A 24,264-nucleotide genomic window follows, 5' to 3' on the forward strand; every position below is an offset into this window, starting at 1 on the left:
TCAAAAAATACCTGTGGATAGAGAACGCCAAAAAAGTGATACTTCTGCTAGAAGTACCACTTTTGAATATTATCAATTATGCATTTGCTAGCTCAAGCTGCATAGCTGGCCCGAAGAATTCATAGTGAATTTGTTCATTTGAATATCCTAGTTCCAGTAAGTAATTAATCATAGCTTCCATAAATCCAACTGGTCCACAAACATAGACATCTCCATTTTGGATTGCATTCGCTGCAAGGACATCCTTTGTGATAAATCCATCTTCTGTATCAGAGTAAAGTGTAACGTATTTTGCATCTTCCATTGATTCCAATAAAAACTTAATGTCTTTATCAAAAGGATGTAAATTTTCATTGCGAGCGCTGTAGATGAAAGAAACTTTTCGAGAAGGTTGGTTTTTCGCAATTGTTTCGAACATACTCATCATAGGAGTGATTCCAACTCCGCCACTTATGAATGTAACAGGTGTTGACTTCTCTGGATCTAAAATGAATTCCCCAGCTGGTGCAGTAAGCTCTACTGTATCTCCGACGTTCACATTATTGTGCAGGTGAACGGAAACTTTACCTTCAGGATCATGCTCATCTTCTTTTTTCACAGAAATTCGGAATGTTTCTGGATCAGAAGCTTTTGATAGACTATATTGTCTGTTTAATAAGTACTTCTCACCTGGAATACTTACTCGAATAGTAATAAATTGGCCTGGTGTATAAGCTGGTACTTCTTTTCCATCAGCTGGTTTTAAGTAGAATGAAGTAATATTTTCACTTTCTTTTTCTTTATGAACTACTGTGAAGTCTTTAAAGAATCTCCATCCACCTTGTTTTGACTCGGCCGCCACATACATTTCTTCTTCAATGCCTATGAATGCATCCGCGATTACGCCATAAGCTTCACCCCACGCATTGATAATATCGTCAGTTGCAGCGTCTCCAAGTACTTCTTTAATAGCCCCAAGTAAATGTTCACCAACGATTGGGTAGTGTTCTGGTTTAATGCCAAGGCTTACGTGTTTTTGTCCGATTTGTTTTACAGCAGGGATAATTGCAGCTAGATTGTCGATGTGTACAGCTGCTGCATAAACAGTATTTGCTAGAGCCGTTTGCTGACGACCTTTTGCTTGGTTTGCATGGTTAAATATATTTAAGAGTTCTGGATGTGCTTCGAACATATTTTTATAAAAAGCGGTAGTAATCGCTACTCCGTGTACTTCTAAAACTGGAGCTGTAGATTTAACGATATCGATTGTTTGTTGAGATAACATATCATGACACGTCCTTTTTTTGTTTTGTTATTTACACTTATTACGATACTCCTGTCTTTTCTTTAAAGCAATATTTAGAATACATCTTTAAGGCGGCTTTAATAAATCGGACACATTTCTTTCACGAGTTTGTCAATATCGTTATAATAAGAAGGTAGAATGGCGGTGGCAATATGAGATTGACTATGTATACAGATTTCTCACTTCGGGTGTTAATATACTTGGGAGCAAAAGAAAAGAACGAACTATCCACAATTCAAGCTATTTCAGATGCATATGGTATTTCTAAAAACCATTTGATGAAAGTGACACATGAATTAGGAAAACTGGGCTATATTGAAACAATCCGTGGACGAGGCGGTGGCATTCGTTTGGCAATGGATCCAAAAGACATTAATATAGGTCAAGTAGTTCGGCATACGGAAGATGACTTCCACATAGTAGAATGCTTTGACTGTAAAACAAATACATGCGTTATTTCGCCCGTTTGTGGACTAAAAGGTGCTTTGAATCGTGCCTTGTTTGCGTATTTAAAAGTATTAGATGGATACACACTCGCAGACTTTTTACACCAAAAGCATAAAATAGCGAATTTACTTTTCAATGAACAAATGGATATATGATAAAATAAGTTCGGATATTGTTTAACTTGATTAGGAGGATTTTATAATGGAAAAAGTATTAGTTTTTGGACATAAAAACCCAGATACAGACACAATTACTTCAGCAATTGTTTACGCACATTTAAAGAATGCAATAGGAGTAGAAGCTGAGGCAGTTCGTTTAGGCGAAGTGAACAATGAAACAAAATTCGCTTTAGAAAAGTTCGGATATGAAGCGCCAAGATTGATCGAGAACGTTGCAACAGAAGCGAAAAAAGTAATTTTAGTAGACCACAATGAAAAACAACAAAGTGCAGATGGAATTGAGGAAGTACAAGTAACAGAAGTAATCGACCATCATCGTATTGCGAACTTCGAAACGGCGGAGCCTTTATACTACCGTGCCGAGCCAGTAGGATGTACAGCAACAATTTTAAATAAAATTTATAAAGAAAAAGGCGTCGAAATCCCAGCAAGTATTGCAGGACTTATGCTTTCTGCGATCGTTTCCGATTCATTATTATTTAAATCACCAACATGCACAGAGGAAGACATCATGGCAGCACGTGAACTAGAAAAAATTGCTGGCGTAAACGCGGAAGAGTATGGACTGGCTATGCTAAAAGCTGGAGCAGATTTAAGTGATAAGAGCTTAGAAGACCTACTTTCAATAGATGCTAAAGAATTCAGCATGGGTGATAACAAAGTAGTCATCGCTCAAGTGAATGCAGTAGATGTAAATGACGTAATGGGTCGTCAGGAGCAACTAGAGGAACTAATCCATCGTGCAATCGAAGAACAAGAATTAGATCTATTCTTCTTCGTCGTAACTGATATCTTAAACAATGACTCAGTAGTTTTAGCACTTGGGAAATTAGCGTTAAAAGCAGAAGCGGCTTTCGGAGTGAAATTCGACAACAATACAGCTTTACTTAAAGGCGTCGTTTCTCGTAAAAAACAAGTAGTACCGGCATTAACTGAAGCATTAGCAAACTAATTAAAAAGACTTCCTGACTTTTACTAGTCGGAAGTCTTTTTATTTTAGGAAACTATAATATTGAGGATATGTTACTGTTTAGGGATAATGCGTCATAAAGAGATACTAAGATGTCCGCCATGATTTCCGCTCCAGGCGGACGCTTTCCGTGGGGCGAGCGGTGAGCCTCCTCCTCCGCTAACGCTACGTGCGGGGTCTCACCTGCCTCACTAATCCCACAGGAGTCGCCACCTTGCTCTTCAATCAATCGAAACTTGCTAATAATTGCTAAAGTATGTCTCATTCAATTATTCATAGGTTTTCCCTATAGAAAACAATATAGTACAAAATCTAGTACATCATTTCTTAGGAATTAGCAAACTCTACTGGATTGTAGCGAAAGGGTGGCGACTCCAGCGGAAAAAGCATGAGCTGAAAGCCCCGCAGGAGCGTGAGCGACGAGGAGATTGAAGCCGTGCCCGCGGAAAGCGTCTACCCTGTAGCGAAAATCCCAGCGCACACATAATAGCTCTGTCTTAAGACGCATTATCCCTTTATTGTGCCAAATCCCGATTACAAGCAAAGCACTTTATATTTGCAGGCAATTATTTTGAAATCAAAGCAAACTCCCATTACAATGAACGAGAGGTGATGGAGATGAAAATTGAAGTATGGTCCGATTTCGTATGTCCATTTTGTTATATAGGAAAAAGAAGACTGGAAGAAGCGTTACAACAAGCAGGTTTTGAAAGCCAAGCAGAAGTTGAATTCAAAAGTTTTGAATTAGATCCAACTTCGCCAAAAACATCTGATAAATCGATGGTAGAAGTACTTGCGGAAAAATACGGACAAAGCGTAGAAGCCGCAAAACAAATGACAGCGGGCGTTGCCGAGCAAGCAAAAACAGTTGGGTTGAATTATAATTTCGATGATATGAAACCAGCGAATACGCTAGATGCACACCGCTTAGTAAAATGGGCGTCTGAGCAAGGCAAAGCAAAAGAAGCAAATGAATTATTGTTACATGCTTATTTCATCGAAGCAAAAGAAATTGGCAAGCATGAAGTGCTGCTAGATTTGATCGAGTCACTTGGACTACCTAGAGAAGAAGCGGAGAAAGTATTGAATTCGGATGATTATTTGACAGAGGTTCGATTAGATATCGCTCGTGCTGGTCAAATTGGTGTTCGCGGCGTACCATTTTTTGTATTAAATGATAAGTATGCAATTTCTGGGGCACAGCCACTAGAATCGTTCATAGGTGCACTGAACAAAGTAGCGGAAGAAGAGGGTATTTCTCCTGCACAATAATATAAAAATTCTCTTCCTATCCAATTGGGAAGAGAATTTTTTTAATATTTTCTTTCAAAACTTAGAAACCTAGTTCCCTGGAAAGTCAGCACTCCAAGATCATCTTCCGCTAACAAGCCATATTCCTGTCCGCTCAGTTGAAGCTCCATTCGATCTCCACTTTCCACTTGAAATGTTACGTAATAGGAAGTAAAGGAGGAACTATCACCTGACCCTCCCTGTGTATGAGAACGTTTCGTTACTACTTGAGCGGGTACTGAAAGCTTAGGAGAATTATTATTTTTGTTCCACTGGGCACCGTTTTTTAAAATGGAAAAAACGATAAAACCAGCTACTACAAGAAAAAATAAGGCAAAAAATGGAGGCATACCACCAAAGAAGCCGAAACTATCCATCTAAAAACCCTCCTCTTAAAAAAACAGTTTTCTTTTATACGCATTAAGTTGAATAAAGTTTCACTATTGGATAGAGAATAGAAGAAACAGGAGGGAATAAAACATGACGCAAAAAATTTTACCTGGTGAATCGGAATCTTACTGGCTTGCAAATAAGGAACTTCCACTTTTTCCTAAACTAAGTGAAGATATAGAAGTAGATGTAGCTATTGTTGGGGCGGGACTCACGGGAATTACGGCAGCCTATTTGCTTAGTCAAATTGGACGAAAAGTGATTGTTATAGAAGGAACGAATATATTAAAAGGGACTACTGGCTTCACCACAGCTAAGGTAACTGCCCAACATGGTCCAATTTACCAACAGCTAATCAATACCTTTGATGAGCAAAAAGCCCGTTTATATTATGATGCAAATACGGAAGCGAAAGATTTTATCCAACGAACAATCGAGCAATTGAATATCCATTGCGACTTTGAAACATTGCCTGCTTATATATATGCCGATACCGAAGAAGGCGCGGAAGAAATTGAAAAAGAGATGGAAGCTTATAATGCTTTAGGTATACAGGGAGCAACATTGACGAAGGACACAGGGCTTCCTTATACAGTAAAGCAAGCCCTTAAGTTAGAAAACCAAGGCCAGTTCCATCCGATAAAATATGCAAAAGCATTAATGGAAAAAGCAATAGAAAATGGTGTGCAGTTTTTTGAGGAGTCACGTGCGAAAACAGTTAAGTCGAATACGGTAGAACTAATGGAAGGTCAGAAAATCACCGCAAATAAAATACTAGTGTGTAGTCATTTCCCATTTAATGACGGGGATGGACTGTATTTTGCCCGGATGCATTCGGAACGTTCCTATGCCCTGGCTTCTATCGCACCGACTAACTATCCAAAAGGTATGTATATAAATGTAGAGAAGCCGACACGTTCTGTACGTACTGCAATAGGAAATGATGGGAAAAGGTATTTACTCATTGGTGGAGAAGGACATGTAACTGGTCGCTTTGAAGGCGATACCAATGCAAATTACGAAACCCTTGCAGCTTTTGGACGAGAGCAGTTTAAAGTAAGTCACTATGATTATCGCTGGTCTGCTCAGGATCTAATCACTTTAGATCAACTACCATACGTCGGTACGATGACAGCAGGAAAGACAGATGTTCTGGTAGCGACAGGATATGCAAAATGGGGAATGACTAACAGTACGGTTGCCGCAAAGATTATGGCTGATCTTGTATTGGAAAAAGAGAACCGCTATATAGATCTCTATAATCCAGCGAGATCTAAAATGAAAAAAGAAGACATAAAAAGCTTTGCAAAAAATAATGCAAGTGTTGCAAAGGAGCTTGTAAAAGGAAAGACAGAGATACCTGATTTGAAACTTGAGGATATTCAAACTGGCAGTGGAGACATAATCATGTTGGATGGCAAAAAGGTAGGGGCTTATAAGGATGATCAAGGAAAAGTCTATCTAGTAAAACCCGCTTGTACCCATATGGGCTGTAATGTCTCCTTTAATAGTGCGGAAAGCTCATGGGATTGCCCATGTCATGGTTCACGATTTAGTTATAATGGGGATGTTATAGAGGGTCCAGCATTTGAACCATTAGAAAAGGTTGAGTATACGGATTGATAGGAGTTGTAATACAGCTCTTTGTAAAATAGTTGCATCACTAAGGAGTTACCTAAATCATTTATTGGGTAACTCCTTTACTATTGTTTTCATTCGATATATCGATTAAAATTATCGATATAGTTTAAAGGAGAGGATATACTTGAAAAAGCGAAGAGGGTTTATACAAATAGCGATTTTGCATTTGCTAAAGGAAGGCTCGATGCATGGCTATCAAATAATGAAAGAATTAGAAAGTCGCTCCGGTGGACTTTATTCGGCAAGTGCAGGGACAGTATACCCGGCGCTCCAGGAATTGACGGAGAAAGAAATGATCGGTTTAGATCCTGAGTCGGACAAAAAGACATATGAGATAAAAGAAAAAGGGAATGAAAAATTAGAGGAATTCGCAACTCGTAGAGAAGGAGAGTTTTGGGAAGAGTGGAAAGCACGCTGGGTTTGGCAAAATTCCGATGAAGCAACAATGCTAAAGTCCGCACTCGATTTATGGGAAGTGGAAATCCATAAAGCGGTTAAACAGTCACGTAAAAACCCTGAAAAAACAACTAAGTTAATAGAATTTGTGAAAGAAATAACAGAGCGTTTACAAAAAGAAAATAGATAGAGAGGGGAAATGCTATGAAATCCCTAGGAAAATTATTTCCGTATATTAAGCCATATACACTATTTGCAATTTTAGCTCCGTTATTAATGTGTGTGGAAGTGGCAATGGACTTACTACAACCGACAATTATGCAGCATATTATCGATGTGGGAATTGCAGGTAATGATAATGCTTATGTGATTAAGCTTGGATTACTAATGCTGTTAACTGCTTTTATTGGCTTGATCGGTGGGGCTGGTTGTACAATTTATAGTACGAAGACTGCAGTTAATTTTGCTGCAGATATACGTCGTGATATTTTCAAAAAGACGGAGCAGTTTTCCAGTAAAAACACGGATGCATTTGGAGCGGGAAAACTAATTACAATAGTAACAAATGATGTAACAGCGGTTCAACAAGCTTTAATGATGACGTTGAGGATTTTTGTACGCGGCCCATTACTGTTTATCGGATCAGTAGCAATTGTTTGGTTTACTGCGCGTGAGTTGTTTCCAGTATTATTAGTAGCTATCCCGATTTTGATGGTTTGTATTTATTATTTTTCGGCTAAATCGGGACAGTTATTTGCAAAAGTTCAAAAAGCGATGGACCAGGTGAATACAAAACTACAAGAGACGTTCGCAGGAATACGTGTTATTAAAGCATTCGATCGTCAAGATTATGAGATTAAAATGTTCCGAAAGGTAAATGATCTATTAACGAAAAGAAATATGTCTGCCGAACAAGTTATTCTAACACTAATGCCGATCATGCTATTTGTGGTGAATTTAGGTGTCGTTGCAGGTATGTGGATGGGGGCGATCAAAGTAAATGAAGGGACACTTCAAGTTGGTGTTATTTTAGCCTTTATTAACTACTTGAATATCATTATGAACGGACTTATGACAAGTAGCCATGTATTAATGCAAATTGCTCGTTCCTTTACTTCAGCTAATAGAATCGGGCAAGTGCTTGATACGGAAATCGATATACAGGAACCTGAAATTCCTGCTTTGCTTCCACAAGCAAAAGGGGAAGTGGAGTTTAAAGAGGTTTATTTTAGCTATAGTAAGAACGGGGAATATGTCCTGAAAAACATCTCATTCCGAGCAAAAGCGGGTGAGACGATTGGAATTATTGGTTCTACTGGTAGTGGAAAATCAACGCTCATTAAACTCATTCCAAGGCTATATGATCCAGATTCGGGATCCATTTTTATGGATGGAGTGGATGTAAAAGAATATCCACTTGACCAATTAAGAGGAATGATTGGTTTTGTTCCACAAAAGGCGACCTTATTTTCCGGAACAATTGAAGAGAATTTATACTATGGAAAAGAGGAAGCAAGCCTTTTAGAAATGGAAGGAGCAGCTAGATCTGCGGCTGCAATAGAGTTTATCGATAAATTAGAGGATAAATATGCCCATGAGCTTATGCAAGGGGCAACAAATTTGTCTGGTGGTCAAAAGCAACGTCTATCGATGGCACGTGCGTTTATCCGTCAACCGAAAATTTTAATATTAGATGATTCCACCTCCGCTATCGATGCTTTGTCGGAAGCTTCCGTACAACAAGCATTACAACAAAATCATGCAGAGACAACTGTGTTCATCATTTCAGCCAAGATTTCTTCCATCATTAACGCAGATCAGATTCTCGTGATTGAAGATGGCATGTTGGAAGCGTGTGGTACACATACTGAGCTGCTAGAAAACAGCAGTGTTTATCGTGGTATTTATGAAACGCAAACAGGGAAGGAGGTCTATTCATATGAATAAATCTTCCACATCTAGCGCGATTGGCCGAGCACGTGGACCACGAGGATTCAGCGGACCAGTGGAAAAGGCAAAGGATAGAAAAGGTACGCTCAAACGAATATGGCAGTACATGGAGAAGCAAAAAGTAGCAATGGTTGCATCGGTTATTTTTGTCATCATTTCTACGCTTTTGAACTTACTCGTACCTTATATAATTGGTGTCATTATCGATCAGTATATCATTCCAAAAGATATGAATGGTACACTTCGATTTCTACTGATCCTAGCCATTGTCTATGTAGCTGCCTCCATTTTTACTTGGCTCCAAACATTTTTAATGGTGCGAGTGTCATTGAAAACCATTCGGATTTTACGCCAGGATCTATTTAATAAGTTTCAAACATTATCATTGCGCTTTTTTGATAAACGAACACATGGCGATTTAATGAGTCGTGTGACCAATGATATTGAGAGCTTGAATAATGCACTTAGTCAAAGTGTGATTCAAATTATTTCCTCTATTTTAATGGTATCAGGTGTGACGATCGCAATGTTCTTACTGAATTGGATGCTTGCTATTATATCCTTATTGGTCATTCCATTAATCGTTTTTACAACGAAAAAAGTGATTAAATATAGCAGTAGTAATTTTATTAAAAGACAGCGTGATTTAGGGGAACTGAACAGCTTTATCGAAGAAGCTATTTCGGGAAATGAAGTCATTACGATTTTCGGACAGGAAGAAAAAACGTTCACAAAGTTTTCTGTCGTGAATGAAAGACTAAGACATTCTGCAATGGCAGCTGATACGGTATCAGGCTTTTTAGGACCGATTAATAACTTCATCAATAACTTAGGGCTTGTGCTAATCATAGCAGTTGGTGCTGTTATGACGGTGCAAGATATGGCAACAGTCGGTATTATCGCAGCATTCGTAACATATTCGCGCCAATTTTTCCGTCCGATTAATCAGCTATCCAGTCTATTAAACACATTTCAGTCTGCTATAGCTGGGGCGGAACGAGTATTTGAAATTATGGACGAAACACCAGATCTAACGGATAAAGAAAATGCGATTGAAGTTGACTCTTTTCAAGGGGATGTCACGTTCTCGAATGTAAACTTTGCATATGAAAATGGTAAACCAATCTTAAAAGACATTAGCTTTGAGGCAAAAGCAGGGGAGAAGATTGCATTAGTAGGTCCAACTGGTTCAGGGAAAACAACGATTATCAATTTATTAATGCGTTTTTATGACATCGATTCTGGAGAGATTAAAATCGATGGGCGACCAGTTAAAGACTACCAGATCAGTAAACTCCGTGAAAAAATAGGAATTGTACTTCAAGACACATTCTTATTTTCTGGAACAATCATGGAAAATATCCGCTATGGTCGTCTAGAAGCAACAGACGAAGAAGTCATTGCAGCTGCCAAAATGGCTTCCGCACACAGTTTCATCAAACACTTGCCAGGTCGCTATGAAACACTTATTACCTCAGGCGGATCAAGCTTAAGCCAAGGACAGCGACAACTTCTAGCAATTGCTCGAGCGATTTTAGCCGATTCCGATATACTGATTCTAGATGAAGCGACATCAAGCATCGATACTAGAACCGAAATAGAGATCCAGCAAGGACTGAATCGATTATCGGAAGGGAGAACAAGCTTCGTCATTGCACACCGATTAAAAACAATCGAAAATGCGGACTGGATATTAGTAATAAATCAAGGAGAACTAATCGAGTCTGGGACACATGAAGAACTATTGAAGCAAAAAGGTTTTTACGCTGAATTGTATGAGAGTCAGTTTAATATTTGAATGAAAAAGCAGGTGGTACTCAAGGAAAGTGGAGTACTGCCTGCTTGTATTATGTAAGGGCTATATTTTAAGCAAGCTCCGAAATAGATGTAATCGATTGAAGAAATATTTCATTTTAGGTAACCTATTTTCTTTTTGATACGTATATCTATTTGAAATAAAGGAGAGTGTTCCTATTGAAAAATACAAAATTAAGAATGGTATGGATACTTAACAATATTTTTTGTTACTTAATGTTTATCGGTTTTTCAATTTTTGTGGTTATAAATAAAGAGGATTTTCAATTAATAGATAGATGGTCAATATGGGTAATAGGAATGCTTCTCCTTTTAATGTTCTCTATGTTTGGTACTTATCGAATTTGTGGATGGATAAAAGAAGGGAAATTATAATTACCTTTATATATGTTCATTGAAATGAATAAGATTAGATAGTGAATTAGGCAATAAAAAAACAATCGTGCGGAGTAATCTCTGCACGATTGTTTTAGAAAGAAGAAGTTTTAGTTTCCGCTGGTACACGTTTTTGTAAATCTAAAATAATTGGATCAGCAGATGACTCTAATAAGTCTGCTTGTTTTTGTTGAAGATCTAATCGCATTTTTTCAGTTTCGATTAAAAAGTTATTATACTTCAGTTTTTCAAGTTCAATTTCATCTTTAACAATTTGTGCCTTATACTTTTGTGTTTTTCGTAAATGAGTTGTCCAAATTGCAGTAAGTGGAATAGAAAAAATCATTACTATAGCCACTAAGCCAATCCCTAGTGCGAACAAATCCTCCATTTGTATCCCTCCGTAGCCATTTTCTTAAGTATATACGAAAAAAGAAAGAAATAGTTTCGCAAATATAGATTATTCTGAGCACTAATGAGTTTAGTTGGAAAAATCGTCACTTTAGTTGGAAAACCATCCGAAAACGAAAAAAGCTCCCTCGAACAACTTCGGGGGAGTCCATAAATCATTTATTCAAATAAGCCCAAGCATACTGAGCATACAGTTCCGCACCAGTTACAAGTGCATCTTCGTCGATATCGAAGTTTCCGTGGTGATGGGCCCACTCTGTATCTTTTTCAGGATTTCCACTACCTACAAGTGCAAAACTTCCAGGTGCTTTCGTTAAGTAAGCAGAGAAGTCTTCCGCACCCATTGTTGGTTTTTCATCATACACCGCATCAGATCCAAACGCTTCAGTAGCAACTTGTTGAACAAGCTGTGCGCTTTCTTCCTCATTCACTACCGTATCTGTACCGCGAATATATTCCACTTCTGCAGTAGCGCCGTAAGTAGAGGCAATACTTTCCGCATATTGTGTAATGCTTTTCTCGATATGATCGCGGGTTTCTGGATGGAATGTGCGAACAGTTCCTTCGATTTCCGCATTTTCAGCGATTACATTAAATCGGGTACCTACAACCATTTTCCCGATAGTAAGAACAGCAGGACTTTGCGGGTCAATTGTTCTAGAAACAACTGTTTGGACGTTCATAACAAAAGAAGAAGCAACGATTGCCGCGTCGATGCATGCTTCCGGTATCGCAGCATGTCCACCTTTTCCTTTGAATTTCACTTTGATGATATCCGCTGCAGCAAATGAAGGACCTGGTGAGCAAGCTACTTTATTTGTTGGCATTTGAGACCAAATGTGAATACCAAACACATTGTCTACTCCGTCCATTGCACCTTGAGCAACGATTGCTTTTGCTCCAGCCGCTGCTTCTTCTGCCGGTTGGAACAAGAAACGAACATTACCTGGAAGTTGGTCTTTTACATCATTCAAAGCCTTAGCTGCTATTAATAACATCGAAGTATGTCCGTCATGCCCACACGCGTGCATTTTTCCTTCCACTTTAGAAGCATAGGGTACATGCGTATTCAGTTGTTGAACTGGAAGAGCATCCATATCCGCTCTAAGCGCCACTGTTTTACCGCCTGGAACTGCTTGAATTTCAGCGATTACTCCCGTAGGCTCTGTTTTTCGGTAGGGAATGCCAAGCTCGTCTAAATACTCGCAAACGAACGCAGTCGTTTTGAATTCTTCAAATGATAACTCAGGCTCACTATGCAGTTTACGACGTAGCGCGGTCAATTCTTCACTATTATTTGTAATGGATTCTTTTATTTTTGGGTTAATCATCATTCATTTCCCTCCGTTAACTTTAAGGCTGTCTGAAATACAATATTTGCACCGCTCGCCAGATGACTTCCATCTGACCATTCTTCAGGACAATGACTAAGCCCATCTTTACTTGGAATGAAAATCATCCCACAAGCAGTAAAATCGGAAAATACCATTGCATCATGTCCGGCTCCACTGTTGATCGAGCAATAAGGAACGTCTAACTTTTCACTTTCTTCCTGGAAGATAGATTGAATATGTTCATCCATCTCTTTCGGTGAAATATATAATAATTGTTCCGTTGAAGTAAGAATGCCTGTAGTCTGTTTAGAAGCAATCAATTCTTCCACTTTTCGCACCGCATTTTGAACGTGCTGCTCTTTACCAGAACGTATATCTACTGAGAATACCACTTTATCTGGTATAACATTGGAACCATTTGGGAATACCTGGAGCTGTCCAGTAGTGATTACTGTCCCATTTCCTTCCTCTATGGCTAGCTTCGGAAAAGTGGCAATTACCTCAGCGGCTGCAACCAGAGCATCAGATCGGCGATTCATCGGTGTAGTACCAGCATGTCCTGCTTTCCCTTGAATTGTTACTTCTAATTGCGTTAATCCAACAATTGCTTCCACAATGCCAATCGGAATATTTTTTTCCTCCAATATAGGACCTTGCTCGATATGGAGCTCGAGAAATGCTTTGATCGTTTTCGGATCACGCCATTTTTCTTTTGAAGGATCCAAACCTATGCTAATCATTGCATCTTCGGCTAATAGTCCGTCTTTATCTGCAAGTACTTTAAAGTCTTTATTGGTCAATAAACCCATCATGCCTCTAGAGCCCATTAAGCCACCGCCCCAGCGGGACCCTTCTTCTTCTACAAGCGCAATAATTTCGATAGGATAAGCAGGCTTCTTATTATTTTCTTGGAATAACGCAGCTACTTCTAGCCCGATTACGACTCCTGCAGTACCATCGAAAGCTCCTCCGTTCGGAACGGAGTCAAAATGAGAGCCAACAATAACAGAAGGGGCGTTTGGAATCGTTCCATCTAGCTTTCCAAAAATATTTCCGAACCCATCCTCTGAAACAGTAAGTCCATATTTGAGCATCTGCTCTTTAATATAATTTCGAGCACTCAAATCTTCTTTCGAATAAGTAAGCCTTGTTACGCCTGCTCCAGGAGTAGCGGTAAATTGACTTAATAGTTCAATATGCTGTTCGATTCTTTGCTGATTGGCTAACATACTATCACTCCTATTCTTATAAGAATCCTACGAAAATACCTGCGAGTATAACAGAAACAATTGTTACGCTTATAAATCCGCCTACCAGCATTGGCGCAAGCATATGATCGGTCAGTGCTTTTCGCTCTTTTTCATCTTGTGTTAACGAGTTAATTACCTCATTCGTAATAATATAGTCTGCCGGGAAGCCATATAATGCGGTTAACGAGATTGCAAAAGCCATGTTTTTACTTACTTTTAACACTTTTCCTATGATGAAGGAGAAGATGTACATTCCGATAACCCCTAATACGATTGTTCCAATTAGCGGATAAAGAATATCGACAATCATAGATGGTGTAGCAGCTTTTAGTCCGTCAAATACGAATAGCATTAAAACCATTACACATAATCCAAATCCATTTGCTTTTTGTAATACATGACGCTCCAAAAAGCCGATGCTTTTCGCGATAATACCAAATAATAAACAAAGAACATACGGGCTAACTGTTACGATTGGTGCTAATAATGTAGAAACAAGATAAGCTAGGAAACCGACGAAAGCAAGACGGAAAAATTTAAAATAATCGGTATTATATTGTTTAGGCATTTTGCGGAACATTTTCAGCTCTTCTTCCACTTCTTCAGAAGCAGTAGAAGCTTGTCCTGTTGTAGCTAATTCTCCTTTACGAAACTTTTCAAGAAGTACTTTCCCTTCTTTTTTCAGCGCAATAGAGGTTAAAGGATAACCAGCAAAGCCTTGCATAACGTATATAACAATGGCGAAAACAGATAAAGTAGTAAGCCCTGCATTTGCAGCACCTTCTGACATGATTAGGGCAGATACAATACCGCCAACTAAAGGTGGTATAGCAACAATAATTGTTTCAATACCAAATAAGAACGTTCCTATTCCAAATAGAGCGGCAATAATCCCTACAATCCCAGCAAGGGAAATGAGAATCGTCTTCCATTGCTCCTTCAATTGTTGGATAGAAAGTAAAGTACCCATATTGGTGATGAGCAGGTAAATCATCATAGTTGCTACAACTGGCGGTACCCCGGCAATAGGAACTATATCTTGCGGGAAGAATGTCCAATATCCGATAAGGAAAAGAACGGCTGATACAAAAACAGAAGGAATCCAAGCCTTCGTACGGGTTGAAACAAGATCTCCTATGAATAAAATCGCGATAACGATTACTAGTGCAAGCATTTGTGACATAATAATTATTCCTTTCTGACAATATAGAATACTCAACATAATAACACGAATGGTTAGTATATAATATATTTCAGAAAAGTTAGATTTTTATAATAATAATGTAAGTGTTTTCTTTAGAAAAAATGCTAATTTCCAAATAAAAAAGCAACTCTGGAAGTCCAGAGTTGCTTAAGAATTGTTTAAATTATTGAGCTGGGTTTAACTCAAGTTCTACAGAGATTTTAATATCTTCTCCAACAAGAACGCCACCAGTTTCAAGCGCTTGGTTCCACACTAAGTCAAAGTCTTTACGATTAATTTTAGTTTCAGCAGAGAATGCTACAACTTCCTGACCCCATGGGTTTGTTCCTTTACCGCCATATTCCACTTCAAAAGTGACTGGTTTTGTAACACCTTTAATCGTCATATCACCAGTTACATCGTATTCGCTATCATCGGTTTTTTTGATGTCTGTAGCTACGAATTTGATATTTGGGAATGATTCTGTGTCAAAGAAATCTGCACCACGTAAGTGATTGTCACGATCTTCGTTGTTTGTTGTAATAGATTTTACATCGATGTCGAAGCTGATTGCTGCACCCGTTAAATCCTCTGCATTTCCTTCTAAGTCAGCAGTAAAGTTAGTGAAAGAACCTTTTACTTTTGAAACCATCATGTGTTTTACAGAAAAGTCGATACTAGAGTGCGCTGCGTCAAGATTAAATTTTGCCATTTTAATTTCCTCCTTAGTATTTCTTGTTTTTTTTAGTATATAATACATTAACCTTGAAATCAAGATGTTTTATTTCAAAACAAATTGATTTTCTAAACAATTTTCTTTACCCAATTCATGTATGAATCAAACTACAAGTTACTTTATGTAACTAACTTTAAATTAATACCGAACTTACGTCAAGTAATTAAATTACTCTTATTTTACAAAAAAATTATATAGGCGTATAATAGGTAGTAATAGAGGTGAATGAAATGAAAGAAACATTATTATGTCCACGTTTAGCGAAGGCAATGGAATTGCTCGGAAAAAGGTGGACTGCGTTAATTATTTTTCAATTAATTGATGGAGCGAAACGGTTCAATGAAATCGAGTCGTCTCTTCCTATAAGTGGTCGATTGCTTTCAGAGCGTCTTAAAGAGCTTGAAAAAGAGGGGCTAGTAGAAAGAACTGTCTTTTCGGAGGTTCCTGTACGGGTAGAATATAATTTAACGGACAAAGGTTATGCCCTAAAAGATGTGATTGATGGAATTGAATCTTGGTCTAAAGAATGGTTCTAACAATTTCGCTTGAAAAATTATGGGCGAGAACGCATACTATGGAAGGATAAAGGTTAATGAAGAAAGGATTGGCTATTTTTGGCTAAACAGCAATGGTATCAAGATTTAAGAGCACGAATAGATACGAAGAACATAAAAATAGATGAAGCATTGAATTTGCATACAATGACACGAATGGGTGGTGCCGCAGACATATTTGTGACACCTGACACGGAAGACGAAGCTGCGTTTACAGTTCAATATGCATATAAAAACAATATTCCCTTATTACTACTAGGAAATGGTTCTAATATGGTCGTACGAGATGGTGGGGTTCGTGGGATTGTACTTCGTTTGGAAAAGTTGAACAAGATTACGATAAACGGCAACAGAGTGATCGCTGAAAGTGGAGCCGATATTATCGATGTTTCAAGAGCGGCTGCAAGTGAAACACTCACAGGCTTGGAATTCGCTTGTGGGATTCCCGGTTCAATTGGCGGAGCAATGGCGATGAATGCCGGTGCGTATGGTGGAGAGATTCAAGATGTAATTGTGCAAACGACAGTTTTAACACCAAGTGGTGAAAAGCTTGTTCTTTCAAAAGAAGAGCTAGAGCTGGGCTATCGTAAAAGTATCATTACGAAAAAAGGGTATTATGTATTATCCGCCGAGTTTGAACTTGCACCAGGTGTACAGGAAGAGATCGATGCAAAAATTGCAGACTTGACGTTCCAAAGAGAATCTAAACAACCGCTCGAATATCCTTCAGCAGGTAGCGTGTTCAAGCGTCCACCTGGTTATTTTGCCGGTAAGCTTATTCAAGATAGTGGATTACAAGGAAAAGGATTTGGTGGAGCAGAAGTTTCCACAAAGCACGCAGGTTTTATTGTTAATAAAAACAATGCAACTGCAACCGACTATATTAGCACGATTGAAATGGTAAAATCAGCAGTAAAGAAAAACTTTGACGTTGAGCTTGAACTCGAAGTGAAAATCGTCGGAGAAAACGTGGACCTGTGAATATATATTCACAGGTTCTTTTTTTATGTCTTAGGGAAATTATATAAGCTGGCTATTTTATAAAAGTACAATTATGGAGAAAGTGCATCTTAGTGACTTACCGCTGCAGGCTAGACACATTCATGCAGTAAGCAGGAGCCCTCACCACGATTTGATCGTAATGTGGACAATCCCTTCCCAAAGTTGGACGATCCCTCCAAATAGCTGGACAATCTTCTGCGGAACATGGACAATCATTGTGAGTTTGGACAATCTCTTTCCAAAGTTGGATAATATTCCTTGGAACCTGGACAATTCATTGCAAAGTTGGACGATTCCTCCAAATAGTTGGACAATCTTCCTCGAAACATGGACAATCTCTCCTCCACCCATTGCAAATAATGCAATTATGCATTTAAGCTCTAAAACTAATTGATCTTCTTTGAGACATACTATTCCCACATTGAGTAAGCATCCCTTATCAAAACCAGAAGGCAATTAAAAAGAAAAATAACATTCAAATATCTGTTTGAATAACCTTGCTATTAGAATAGTTTGAACATATAATGAAGGTAACAATCAAACAGACATTTGAATGAGGTGGGAAAATGCAGACGAACGATATGTGTGAGGTAACGAAAGTAAATGAAAGTGTAGTAAATTCTGTTAAACAGCAACTTCCTGATATGACGAACGTTGCGAAGATTTTTAAAGCATTAGCAGATGAAACGCGTTTGAAAATTGCATATGCACTCACAATAGAAGAAGAGCTTTGTGTGTGTGATGTGAGTGAAATAATTGGATCCTCTACAGCTACGGCATCACATCATTTACGATATTTACGAGATTTGTCATTGGCCAAATCCGAACGCAAAGGGAAGTTAGTTTATTATGCATTAGCGGATCATCATGTGAACCAGTTAGTTAAAATTGCGTATGAACACGCCATAGAAGAGAGTGAGAAGATTGGAGAAAGCAATTAAAAAAGAGTATCGCTTAGAAAATCTATCATGCGCCAACTGTGCGATGAAGTTTGAAAATAATATAAAAAGCCTGCCCAATGTGGAGGAAGCATTGGTGAATTTCGGAGCATCTAAAGTTGCTGTTGTTGGTAATGTTACTGTAGAAGATATTGAAAAGGCTGGTGCTTTTGATGGTATTAGAGTGGCACCGCTGAAACAGCAGAAACAAGAAACAACGCCATTTTTTAAACGAAAGGAAAATATCGTAACAGCTATCTCCTTTGTTTTTCTAGTAATTGGGATTATCGCGTCTTTTATGTATGAAGAAACACATCCTTTTGCAATTGGTTTATTTGTCATCGCAATTATAGTTGGCGGATACGATATGTTCAAAAGTGGATTGTATAATTTGTCTCGTTTTTATTTTGATATGAAAACGCTTATGACAATTGCGATTATTGGGGCGGCAATAATTGGTGAGTGGCGTGAAGGGGCTGTTGTTGTCTTTTTATTCGCAGTTAGTGAAGCATTAGAAGCATACTCGATGAATAAGGCACGTCAATCGATTAGCCAGTTAATGGATATAGCACCTCCGTCTGCGACTGTTCGTCGTGGTGATCAGTTGGTCGAGGTCGATACAGAATTTATTGAAATAAATGATGTGTTAATCGTAAAACCAGGACAAAAAATTGCAATGGATGGAATTGTGGTGAAAGGAGCTTCATCGGTCAATCAGGCGTCTATTACAGGAGAGGCTGTACCTGTTTATAAATCGAATGGTGATGAAGTGTTTGCTGGTACGCTAAATGAAGAAGGCTCATTGGAAGTAAAGGTAACAAAAAGAGTAGAAGATACAACCATTGCGAAAATTATTCATTTAGTAGAGGAAGCGCAAGCGGAAAAAGCGCCTTCTCAAAAATTTGTAGATCAATTTGCAAAATATTATACACCAATCATTATCACCATCGCTTTTTTAGTAGCCATCGTACCACCGTTATTTAGTGGAGACTGGCAAACTTGGATTTACCAAGGGCTTGCTGTATTAGTAGTAGGGTGTCCATGTGCTTTAGTTGTATCTACACCAGTAGCCATCGTTACGGCCATTGGAAATGCTGCCAAGCAAGGTGTGCTTATAAAAGGCGGAATTCATTTAGAAGAAATTGGACGTATACGAGCGATTGCTTTTGATAAGACGGGTACATTAACGAGAGGATATCCTGAAGTAACAGTTGTAGAGTCTGAAAATCCTCATGATTTCATACAAAAAGTAATGTCGATTGAGACGTATTCCCAGCACCCACTTGCACAAGCAATTGTGAAATTCGGTAAAGGGGAGCATATACATGTCTTGACTGTAGATAATTTTAAGTCCATTACAGGGAGCGGCGCAGAAGGAATTATAGATGGGAACAAGTGGTCAGTAGGTAGTGTGTCTTGGATTCTTTCGATCAGTACCGTCTCAGCTGAAGTAATTGAACGTGTCAAACAATTGCAATCAGAGGGTAATACGGTAATGCTTGTAGCAGAGGATGAAGTATACAAAGGATTTATCGCAGTTGCCGACCCGGTGCGTAAAACTAGCAAGAAGGTGCTCCAAAATCTTAAGAGTGTTGGTATCAAACACACCGTTATGCTTACTGGAGATGACACAAGAACTGCAAATGCTATTGCAGCTAAACTTGGAATGACAGATGTTGAGGCAGGCCTGATGCCAGAACAAAAACTAACGGCTATTAAAGCGTTAAAAGAAAAATATGGAGCAGTTGCCATGGTCGGGGACGGAGTAAATGATGCACCTGCGCTTGCAGCGGCATCGGTTGGGATCGCGATGGGTGGAGCGGGTACAGATGCCGCACTCGAAACGGCAGACGTTGCACTAATGGCGGATGACTTAGAAAAACTTCCATATACGATTCGATTAAGTCGAAAAGCATTGCATATTATTAAAGAAAATATTATGTTTGCTTTAGGACTAAAGATAATTGCACTATTGCTCATCATTCCAGGATGGTTAACTTTATGGATTGCCATTTTTGCAGATATGGGGGCAACCTTACTCGTAGTGCTGAATTCATTGCGACTATTAAAAGTGCATAAATAGTACGTTCGGAGGGAATAAAATGAAGCTTACAGAATGGACAATGGAAGAGCAGGAACAGCTGATCCATTTCATGACTACTAATACTTGGCCATACCATGGTAATGCACATCCGGCTAGAGAATTGATCGAAAAAACAATTGAAGAAGGCGGATATCAATCCGACGAAGTTAAAACGTTTTGGGTGGAAAACGAAGACGGTAAACAGGTCGGAATCGTTAAAATTTACGACTTACGTGATGAGATTCCTTTATTCGATTTGCGAATTGCAGATGAAGCGCGAGGAAGAGGCTATGGTCCTCGTGCCTTGAAAATGGTAGCTGAATACATTTTTCAATTACCCGAGGCAAAAATTCGTCTAGAAGGTCATACAAGACAAGATAATTTTGCAATGCGTAAAACGTTTGAACGTGCTGGCTTTGTAAAAGAAGCCCAGCTTCGTCAAGCATGGTTTTCTCCGAAAGAGGAGTCTTATTATGATGCAGTCACGTATGGCATGACAAGAGAGGACTTCTTAAAAGGTACATCAACTCCTGTAAAATGGGATGATGATTCTCATCCTGAAGTGAGTAAAAAGGAAGACTATTCTTTTTCGGAAGAACTTCATACGGAACGGTTAATCATCCGAGCACCTAAAGTGGAGGATGCCGATGTAGTATGGAAAGCGATTGTAAGTTCCCATGAAGCCTTAAAAGAATGGATGCCATGGGCGCAAACGAAGCAGACGTTAGAACAGACTACAGCTAATTTGCGACAAGCGGTTGCGGATTTTATTACAAGAAAAGATTTAAGGCTACATTTGTTCTCAAAAGAGACGGGAGAGTTTGTAGGTTCCTCGGGCTTACACCGAATCGATTGGAATGTACGAAAATTTGAAATTGGCTATTGGATTGATAGCAAGTTTGAAGGAAAAGGACTAATGACGGAAGCGGTTGAACGTATTACCGAGTTTGCGTTTGAAGAGTTACAAGCAAATCGAGTAGAAATTCGTTGTGATAGCGAAAATGTACGAAGCCGATCTGTAGCAGCAAGATTAGCCTACACATTAGAAGGAACACTTCGCCATGATTCACTCTCTGCTGATAACAAAAAGTTAAGAGATACTTGCATTTACGCAAAAATAAAAGAATAAATCATATTAAAAAAGGTGCTGCCGATTGGCAACACCTTTTTTCTAGAGCGATCGTCTTCCTGTCACAAGTTGAATGACGAAAATAATACCTGCAATGATTAATAGGGTGTGGATAAGTCCACCGCCTATTTTTAATACTAAACCTAATACCCATAGTACGATTAATATGACGATAATCGTCCATAAAATTTTGCCCATATGGAACATCCTTTCCATCAAATATGTGTTGTTATATGTTGTTATTAAAAAGTTACCCTTTAAGATGGTGTATTAAACATTTTATCTTCCTGGAAAATAGCTCCAATAACCAAAAATGTATTCATGAATCCACAAAAGCGAGCAGTAAGCTCTTGAAACTACTGTAGGAAAATAGGTCTTGAATTGTGATAGGTAACAGTATGTAGTAAAATGAACAAAGAAGTGATGAAAGGAAGATGTAAATGCCAACACCAAGCATGGAAGACCATATTGAACAAATATATATATTAATCGAGCAGAAAGGATATGCTCGTGTGTCTGACATAGCAGAAGCATTATCGGTATTACCGTCTTCCGTTACAAAAATGGTACAAAAACTAGATAAAGATGGTTTCTTAATATACGAAAAATATCGTGGTCTAACCCTTACAACAAAAGGTATGAAACTTGGTAAAAAACTAGTGAAACGACATGATTTACTGGAAGACTTTTTGCGATTAATTGGAGTAGAAGAAGAAAATATTTATGCGGATGTTGAAGGTATTGAACATCATTTAAGCTGGAATTCAATCGATCGAATTGCTGATTTGGTTTTATTTTTGGAAGAAAACCCAGAGCTGCAATCGAGACTTGTTGCATTAAAAGAAGAAACAACAGAATAAGAACAAATCCATTTACATGGTTATAAGGAGAGCGATACATTTGGCAGAACTAGCATCAGGAGAGATAGTGAAATTACAAGTAAAGTCACAAGAGGGATCTAAATGGATTCTTCAGCATGATACGATGGAAATTCCATTAAACGCATCAGAAGCGCCAGAAAACTTACAAGTAGATGAGACGATTGAAGTATTTTTATTCGTAGATCGAAGAGGTAATTTATCTGCTACAACTGCATTACCTACCATACAAAAAGGAACGTATGGATGGGCAAAAGTGATCAAGGTTTCTGAAAAAGAAGGGGCTTTTGTGGATATCGGTACTTCTAAAGAAGTGCAAGTAAAAGCAGAAGACTTACCGAAGATAAAAGAACTTTGGCCGGTAAATGGCGATCATTTATATATGACGCTTCGTACAGACAAAGACGGGGAATTATTTGGTCGTTTGGCAACAGAAGATCGAGTAGAAGAACTCTATATAGATGCTCCTACTACATTATTCAACCAAAATATTCAGGCAAGACCGTATAGATTATTGCCAATCGGGACTTTCTTGCTAAGTGTGCCAGAGAACTATCGAATTTTCGTGCATCAATCAGAACGTGCAGAAGAACCAAGACTTGGACAAGATTTAACAGTTCGTATTATCGATACTAAAGAAGATGGCTCTTTGAACGGATCACTTCTTCCTCGTAATCACGAACGTTTAGGAGACGATGCGGAATCTATCTTCCGCTACTTAAATGATGTAGGTGGCAAAATGCCATTTACAGATAAGTCTACACCCGAGGAAATACAAGAAATGTTCTCTATGAGTAAAGCGGCATTTAAAAGGGCGCTAGGTAAGTTAATGAAAGAAGGAAAAATTGTACAAGCCGATGGTTGGACACAATTGAAGCTATAAGGAGAAAGGGGTAAAAAGAATCGATTCAATCGGAACTTTTTACTCCTTTTTACGTACTAATGGGAGAGCCAATTGGAAAGGAGTTTGATAAAATGAAAAAGTTTTTGCAAACAATAATGGCTATTATATTAGTAATAGGAGCATTTATTGCCCCGTCCATTGCACTAGCAGACTCAGATGGATCGACAACAGAAGAAGTGGTAAATGAGAAATTTGGTGCGCCGATCGTTGTATACGGTGGCAATCTAACGGAAGAACAAAAGAATAGTGTAAAAGAAAGCTTAAAAATAACAGATAGCTCTGATATTCAAGAAATTGAAGTAACCGGACAAGATCTAGTAACCTACTTAAAAGATGGAGATGCATCTGCTCGAATGTTTTCTTCTGCTAAGATTACTAGAAAGGATGCGGGAAAAGGGCTAGTCATTAATATTGTAACACCAGATAATATTACAGAAGTAACATCCGAAATGTATGCCAATGCCATGCTAACTGCGGGTATTCAAGATGCAGTTGTTGAAATTGCAGCTCCTAAACCAGTTACTGGTCATTCTGCATTAGTCGGTATTTATAAAGCGTATGAAGTAACAGGCGGAAAGCTAGATACCGAGCGTACAGATGTAGCAAATGACGAGTTGTCTGTAGCAACAATACTTTCAGAAGAAGCAGGTATTGATGAAGCAAAAGTAAGTGAGCTACTGACAGAAATTAAAAAACAAATTGCCGAGCAAAACCCTGTGACGCGAGAAGAAGTAGAAAAAATCGTATCCGAGCAGCTCTCTAAGTTACAAATTGAGCTTTCTGAAAAAGATCGTCAGTTATTAATCGATATTATGGATCGGATTCGTCAACTAGATATCGATTTTAGTAAATGGTCCGATCAGTTAAATGATTTAAGTAAAACAATTGATGAAAAAGTCGGTAATCTTGTTGATAATGAAGGCTTTTGGCAAAGCGTTAAAAACTTCTTTAATAATTTGATCGATTCTATTCGTTCTCTATTTAACTAAAAGTACATCCTAATTGTCCATGATTGATGATTAGGATGTTTTATATTTGTGGAAATTATAAAGTATACGTATTTGTATAGTCTTCTCCCAATATATAAAGTACATCTCTGTTTAGGGAAACTGCGACTTAAAGAG

Annotated in this window: 25 protein-coding genes; 16 read left to right on the top strand and 9 right to left on the bottom strand. The window is 38.4% G+C overall.

The genetic code is table 11. The features are described from left to right. Positions 1-76: 76 nt before the first annotated feature. Positions 77-1,264 (bottom strand): NO-inducible flavohemoprotein, encoded by a 1,188-nt coding sequence (gene hmpA / locus OR571_RS02265; protein WP_282241245.1) that lies wholly within the window; start codon positions 1,262-1,264, stop codon positions 77-79. A 173-nt stretch (positions 1,265-1,437) separates the two neighbouring features. Between hmpA and OR571_RS02270 the strand changes: the two genes are divergently transcribed. From OR571_RS02270 to OR571_RS02280, 3 genes are all read left to right on the top strand, one after another. Next, positions 1,438-1,887: an RrF2 family transcriptional regulator gene (locus OR571_RS02270; protein WP_282241246.1), complete on the top strand. Its 450-nt coding sequence runs from the start codon at positions 1,438-1,440 to the stop codon at positions 1,885-1,887. A 46-nt stretch (positions 1,888-1,933) separates the two neighbouring features. Then, positions 1,934-2,863, top strand: coding sequence for a manganese-dependent inorganic pyrophosphatase (locus OR571_RS02275; protein WP_282241247.1), 930 nt, complete (start codon positions 1,934-1,936; stop codon positions 2,861-2,863). A 636-nt stretch (positions 2,864-3,499) separates the two neighbouring features. Continuing rightward, entirely contained in the window at positions 3,500-4,153 is a 654-nt protein-coding gene (locus OR571_RS02280; RefSeq protein WP_282241248.1) for a DsbA family oxidoreductase, read from the top strand. A gap of 41 nt (positions 4,154-4,194) precedes the next feature. On the opposite strand, the gene OR571_RS02285 is transcribed toward OR571_RS02280, so the two are convergent. Next, positions 4,195-4,548 (bottom strand): DUF2500 domain-containing protein, encoded by a 354-nt coding sequence (locus tag OR571_RS02285; protein WP_282241249.1) that lies wholly within the window; start codon positions 4,546-4,548, stop codon positions 4,195-4,197. Between the two features lie 103 nt (positions 4,549-4,651). On the opposite strand from OR571_RS02285, the gene OR571_RS02290 reads away from it, so the two are divergent. From OR571_RS02290 to OR571_RS02310, 5 genes are all read left to right on the top strand, one after another. Beyond that, positions 4,652-6,184: an FAD-dependent oxidoreductase gene (locus OR571_RS02290; RefSeq protein WP_282241250.1), complete on the top strand. Its 1,533-nt coding sequence runs from the start codon at positions 4,652-4,654 to the stop codon at positions 6,182-6,184. Positions 6,185-6,326: 142 nt separating this feature from the next. Then, the gene (locus OR571_RS02295; RefSeq protein WP_282241251.1) at positions 6,327-6,788 is read left to right on the top strand and encodes a PadR family transcriptional regulator; all 462 of its coding nucleotides are present in this window, start codon (positions 6,327-6,329) and stop codon (positions 6,786-6,788) included. A gap of 14 nt (positions 6,789-6,802) precedes the next feature. After that, complete coding sequence (locus tag OR571_RS02300; protein WP_282241252.1) at positions 6,803-8,545, top strand: ABC transporter ATP-binding protein; 1,743 nt, start codon at positions 6,803-6,805, stop codon at positions 8,543-8,545. Further along, complete coding sequence (locus OR571_RS02305) at positions 8,538-10,346, top strand: ABC transporter ATP-binding protein (protein WP_348775007.1); 1,809 nt, start codon at positions 8,538-8,540, stop codon at positions 10,344-10,346. Before OR571_RS02300 ends, OR571_RS02305 begins: the two co-directional genes overlap by 8 nt. A 176-nt stretch (positions 10,347-10,522) precedes the next feature. Continuing rightward, positions 10,523-10,738: a hypothetical protein gene (locus OR571_RS02310; RefSeq protein WP_282241253.1), complete on the top strand. Its 216-nt coding sequence runs from the start codon at positions 10,523-10,525 to the stop codon at positions 10,736-10,738. Between the two features lie 94 nt (positions 10,739-10,832). Here the strand turns inward: OR571_RS02310 and OR571_RS02315 are convergent, their stop codons facing one another. The 5 genes from OR571_RS02315 to OR571_RS02335 all read right to left on the bottom strand — a co-directional run bounded on the left by OR571_RS02315 (position 10,833) and on the right by OR571_RS02335 (position 15,628). Next, a complete protein-coding gene (locus OR571_RS02315) occupies positions 10,833-11,129 on the bottom strand; it encodes a hypothetical protein (protein WP_282241254.1) in 297 nt (98 codons plus the stop codon). A gap of 175 nt (positions 11,130-11,304) precedes the next feature. Beyond that, on the bottom strand, positions 11,305-12,480 hold the full coding sequence (locus OR571_RS02320) for an amidohydrolase (protein ID WP_282241491.1): 1,176 nt from the start codon (positions 12,478-12,480) through the stop codon (positions 11,305-11,307). Continuing rightward, positions 12,480-13,712, bottom strand: a complete 1,233-nt coding sequence (locus OR571_RS02325; RefSeq protein WP_282241255.1) for a Zn-dependent hydrolase — start codon at positions 13,710-13,712, stop codon at positions 12,480-12,482. Before OR571_RS02325 ends, OR571_RS02320 begins: the two co-directional genes overlap by 1 nt. 16 nt (positions 13,713-13,728) lie before the next feature. Further along, complete coding sequence (locus tag OR571_RS02330; protein ID WP_282241256.1) at positions 13,729-14,916, bottom strand: hypothetical protein; 1,188 nt, start codon at positions 14,914-14,916, stop codon at positions 13,729-13,731. Positions 14,917-15,100: 184 nt separating this feature from the next. Beyond that, a complete protein-coding gene (locus OR571_RS02335) occupies positions 15,101-15,628 on the bottom strand; it encodes a YceI family protein (protein ID WP_282241257.1) in 528 nt (175 codons plus the stop codon). Positions 15,629-15,882: 254 nt separating this feature from the next. Between OR571_RS02335 and OR571_RS02340 the strand changes: the two genes are divergently transcribed. Both OR571_RS02340 and murB read left to right on the top strand, forming a co-directional pair. Then, complete coding sequence (locus OR571_RS02340) at positions 15,883-16,188, top strand: winged helix-turn-helix transcriptional regulator (RefSeq protein WP_142539413.1); 306 nt, start codon at positions 15,883-15,885, stop codon at positions 16,186-16,188. A 78-nt stretch (positions 16,189-16,266) separates the two neighbouring features. Then, positions 16,267-17,187, top strand: coding sequence for a UDP-N-acetylmuramate dehydrogenase (murB, locus tag OR571_RS02345; protein ID WP_282241258.1), 921 nt, complete (start codon positions 16,267-16,269; stop codon positions 17,185-17,187). Between the two features lie 141 nt (positions 17,188-17,328). Here murB and OR571_RS02350 read toward each other — a convergent pair whose 3' ends face one another. Next, positions 17,329-17,628, bottom strand: coding sequence for a hypothetical protein (locus OR571_RS02350; RefSeq protein ID WP_282241259.1), 300 nt, complete (start codon positions 17,626-17,628; stop codon positions 17,329-17,331). A 146-nt stretch (positions 17,629-17,774) separates the two neighbouring features. Here OR571_RS02350 and OR571_RS02355 point away from each other — a divergent pair, with 146 nt between their 5' ends. Genes OR571_RS02355 through OR571_RS02365 form a run of 3 tightly spaced genes read left to right on the top strand, consistent with a single transcriptional unit; the run spans position 17,775 to position 21,358 of the window. After that, positions 17,775-18,149: an ArsR/SmtB family transcription factor gene (locus OR571_RS02355; RefSeq protein ID WP_282241260.1), complete on the top strand. Its 375-nt coding sequence runs from the start codon at positions 17,775-17,777 to the stop codon at positions 18,147-18,149. Further along, complete coding sequence (locus OR571_RS02360; RefSeq protein ID WP_481900352.1) at positions 18,124-20,229, top strand: heavy metal translocating P-type ATPase; 2,106 nt, start codon at positions 18,124-18,126, stop codon at positions 20,227-20,229. The genes OR571_RS02355 and OR571_RS02360 overlap by 26 nt, the downstream gene beginning before the upstream one ends. A gap of 19 nt (positions 20,230-20,248) precedes the next feature. Further along, positions 20,249-21,358 carry a GNAT family N-acetyltransferase gene (locus OR571_RS02365; protein WP_282241262.1) on the top strand — a complete coding sequence of 370 codons (1,110 nt, stop codon included), beginning with the start codon at positions 20,249-20,251 and terminating at the stop codon, positions 21,356-21,358. Between the two features lie 42 nt (positions 21,359-21,400). On the opposite strand, the gene OR571_RS02370 is transcribed toward OR571_RS02365, so the two are convergent. Then, entirely contained in the window at positions 21,401-21,556 is a 156-nt protein-coding gene (locus tag OR571_RS02370; RefSeq protein WP_142539417.1) for a lmo0937 family membrane protein, read from the bottom strand. Positions 21,557-21,798: 242 nt separating this feature from the next. Between OR571_RS02370 and mntR the strand changes: the two genes are divergently transcribed. The 3 genes from mntR (at position 21,799) to OR571_RS02385 (ending at position 24,129) form a co-directional block, all read left to right on the top strand. After that, positions 21,799-22,218 (top strand): transcriptional regulator MntR, encoded by a 420-nt coding sequence (gene mntR / locus OR571_RS02375; protein ID WP_282241263.1) that lies wholly within the window; start codon positions 21,799-21,801, stop codon positions 22,216-22,218. 40 nt (positions 22,219-22,258) lie between these two features. Further along, positions 22,259-23,119, top strand: coding sequence for a CvfB family protein (locus tag OR571_RS02380; protein WP_282241264.1), 861 nt, complete (start codon positions 22,259-22,261; stop codon positions 23,117-23,119). 92 nt (positions 23,120-23,211) lie between these two features. Continuing rightward, on the top strand, positions 23,212-24,129 hold the full coding sequence (locus OR571_RS02385) for a DUF1002 domain-containing protein (protein ID WP_282241265.1): 918 nt from the start codon (positions 23,212-23,214) through the stop codon (positions 24,127-24,129). The last annotated feature ends 135 nt before the right edge of the window (positions 24,130-24,264 follow it).

Source organism: Psychrobacillus sp. NEAU-3TGS, from assembly GCF_029955155.1.
Taxonomy (GTDB): Bacteria; Bacillota; Bacilli; order Bacillales_A; family Planococcaceae; genus Psychrobacillus.

Coding starts and splice junctions, on each gene's coding strand:
- hmpA (WP_282241245.1), bottom strand. CDS start 1,264: ATGTTATCTCAACAAACAATCGATATCGTTAAATCTACAGCTCCAGTT.
- OR571_RS02270 (WP_282241246.1), top strand. CDS start 1,438: ATGAGATTGACTATGTATACAGATTTCTCACTTCGGGTGTTAATATAC.
- OR571_RS02275 (WP_282241247.1), top strand. CDS start 1,934: ATGGAAAAAGTATTAGTTTTTGGACATAAAAACCCAGATACAGACACA.
- OR571_RS02280 (WP_282241248.1), top strand. CDS start 3,500: ATGAAAATTGAAGTATGGTCCGATTTCGTATGTCCATTTTGTTATATA.
- OR571_RS02285 (WP_282241249.1), bottom strand. CDS start 4,548: ATGGATAGTTTCGGCTTCTTTGGTGGTATGCCTCCATTTTTTGCCTTA.
- OR571_RS02290 (WP_282241250.1), top strand. CDS start 4,652: ATGACGCAAAAAATTTTACCTGGTGAATCGGAATCTTACTGGCTTGCA.
- OR571_RS02300 (WP_282241252.1), top strand. CDS start 6,803: ATGAAATCCCTAGGAAAATTATTTCCGTATATTAAGCCATATACACTA.
- OR571_RS02305 (WP_348775007.1), top strand. CDS start 8,538: ATGAATAAATCTTCCACATCTAGCGCGATTGGCCGAGCACGTGGACCA.
- OR571_RS02315 (WP_282241254.1), bottom strand. CDS start 11,129: ATGGAGGATTTGTTCGCACTAGGGATTGGCTTAGTGGCTATAGTAATG.
- OR571_RS02320 (WP_282241491.1), bottom strand. CDS start 12,480: ATGATTAACCCAAAAATAAAAGAATCCATTACAAATAATAGTGAAGAA.
- OR571_RS02325 (WP_282241255.1), bottom strand. CDS start 13,712: ATGTTAGCCAATCAGCAAAGAATCGAACAGCATATTGAACTATTAAGT.
- OR571_RS02330 (WP_282241256.1), bottom strand. CDS start 14,916: ATGTCACAAATGCTTGCACTAGTAATCGTTATCGCGATTTTATTCATA.
- OR571_RS02335 (WP_282241257.1), bottom strand. CDS start 15,628: ATGGCAAAATTTAATCTTGACGCAGCGCACTCTAGTATCGACTTTTCT.
- OR571_RS02340 (WP_142539413.1), top strand. CDS start 15,883: ATGAAAGAAACATTATTATGTCCACGTTTAGCGAAGGCAATGGAATTG.
- OR571_RS02355 (WP_282241260.1), top strand. CDS start 17,775: ATGCAGACGAACGATATGTGTGAGGTAACGAAAGTAAATGAAAGTGTA.
- OR571_RS02365 (WP_282241262.1), top strand. CDS start 20,249: ATGAAGCTTACAGAATGGACAATGGAAGAGCAGGAACAGCTGATCCAT.
- OR571_RS02370 (WP_142539417.1), bottom strand. CDS start 21,556: ATGGGCAAAATTTTATGGACGATTATCGTCATATTAATCGTACTATGG.
- mntR (WP_282241263.1), top strand. CDS start 21,799: ATGCCAACACCAAGCATGGAAGACCATATTGAACAAATATATATATTA.
- OR571_RS02385 (WP_282241265.1), top strand. CDS start 23,212: ATGAAAAAGTTTTTGCAAACAATAATGGCTATTATATTAGTAATAGGA.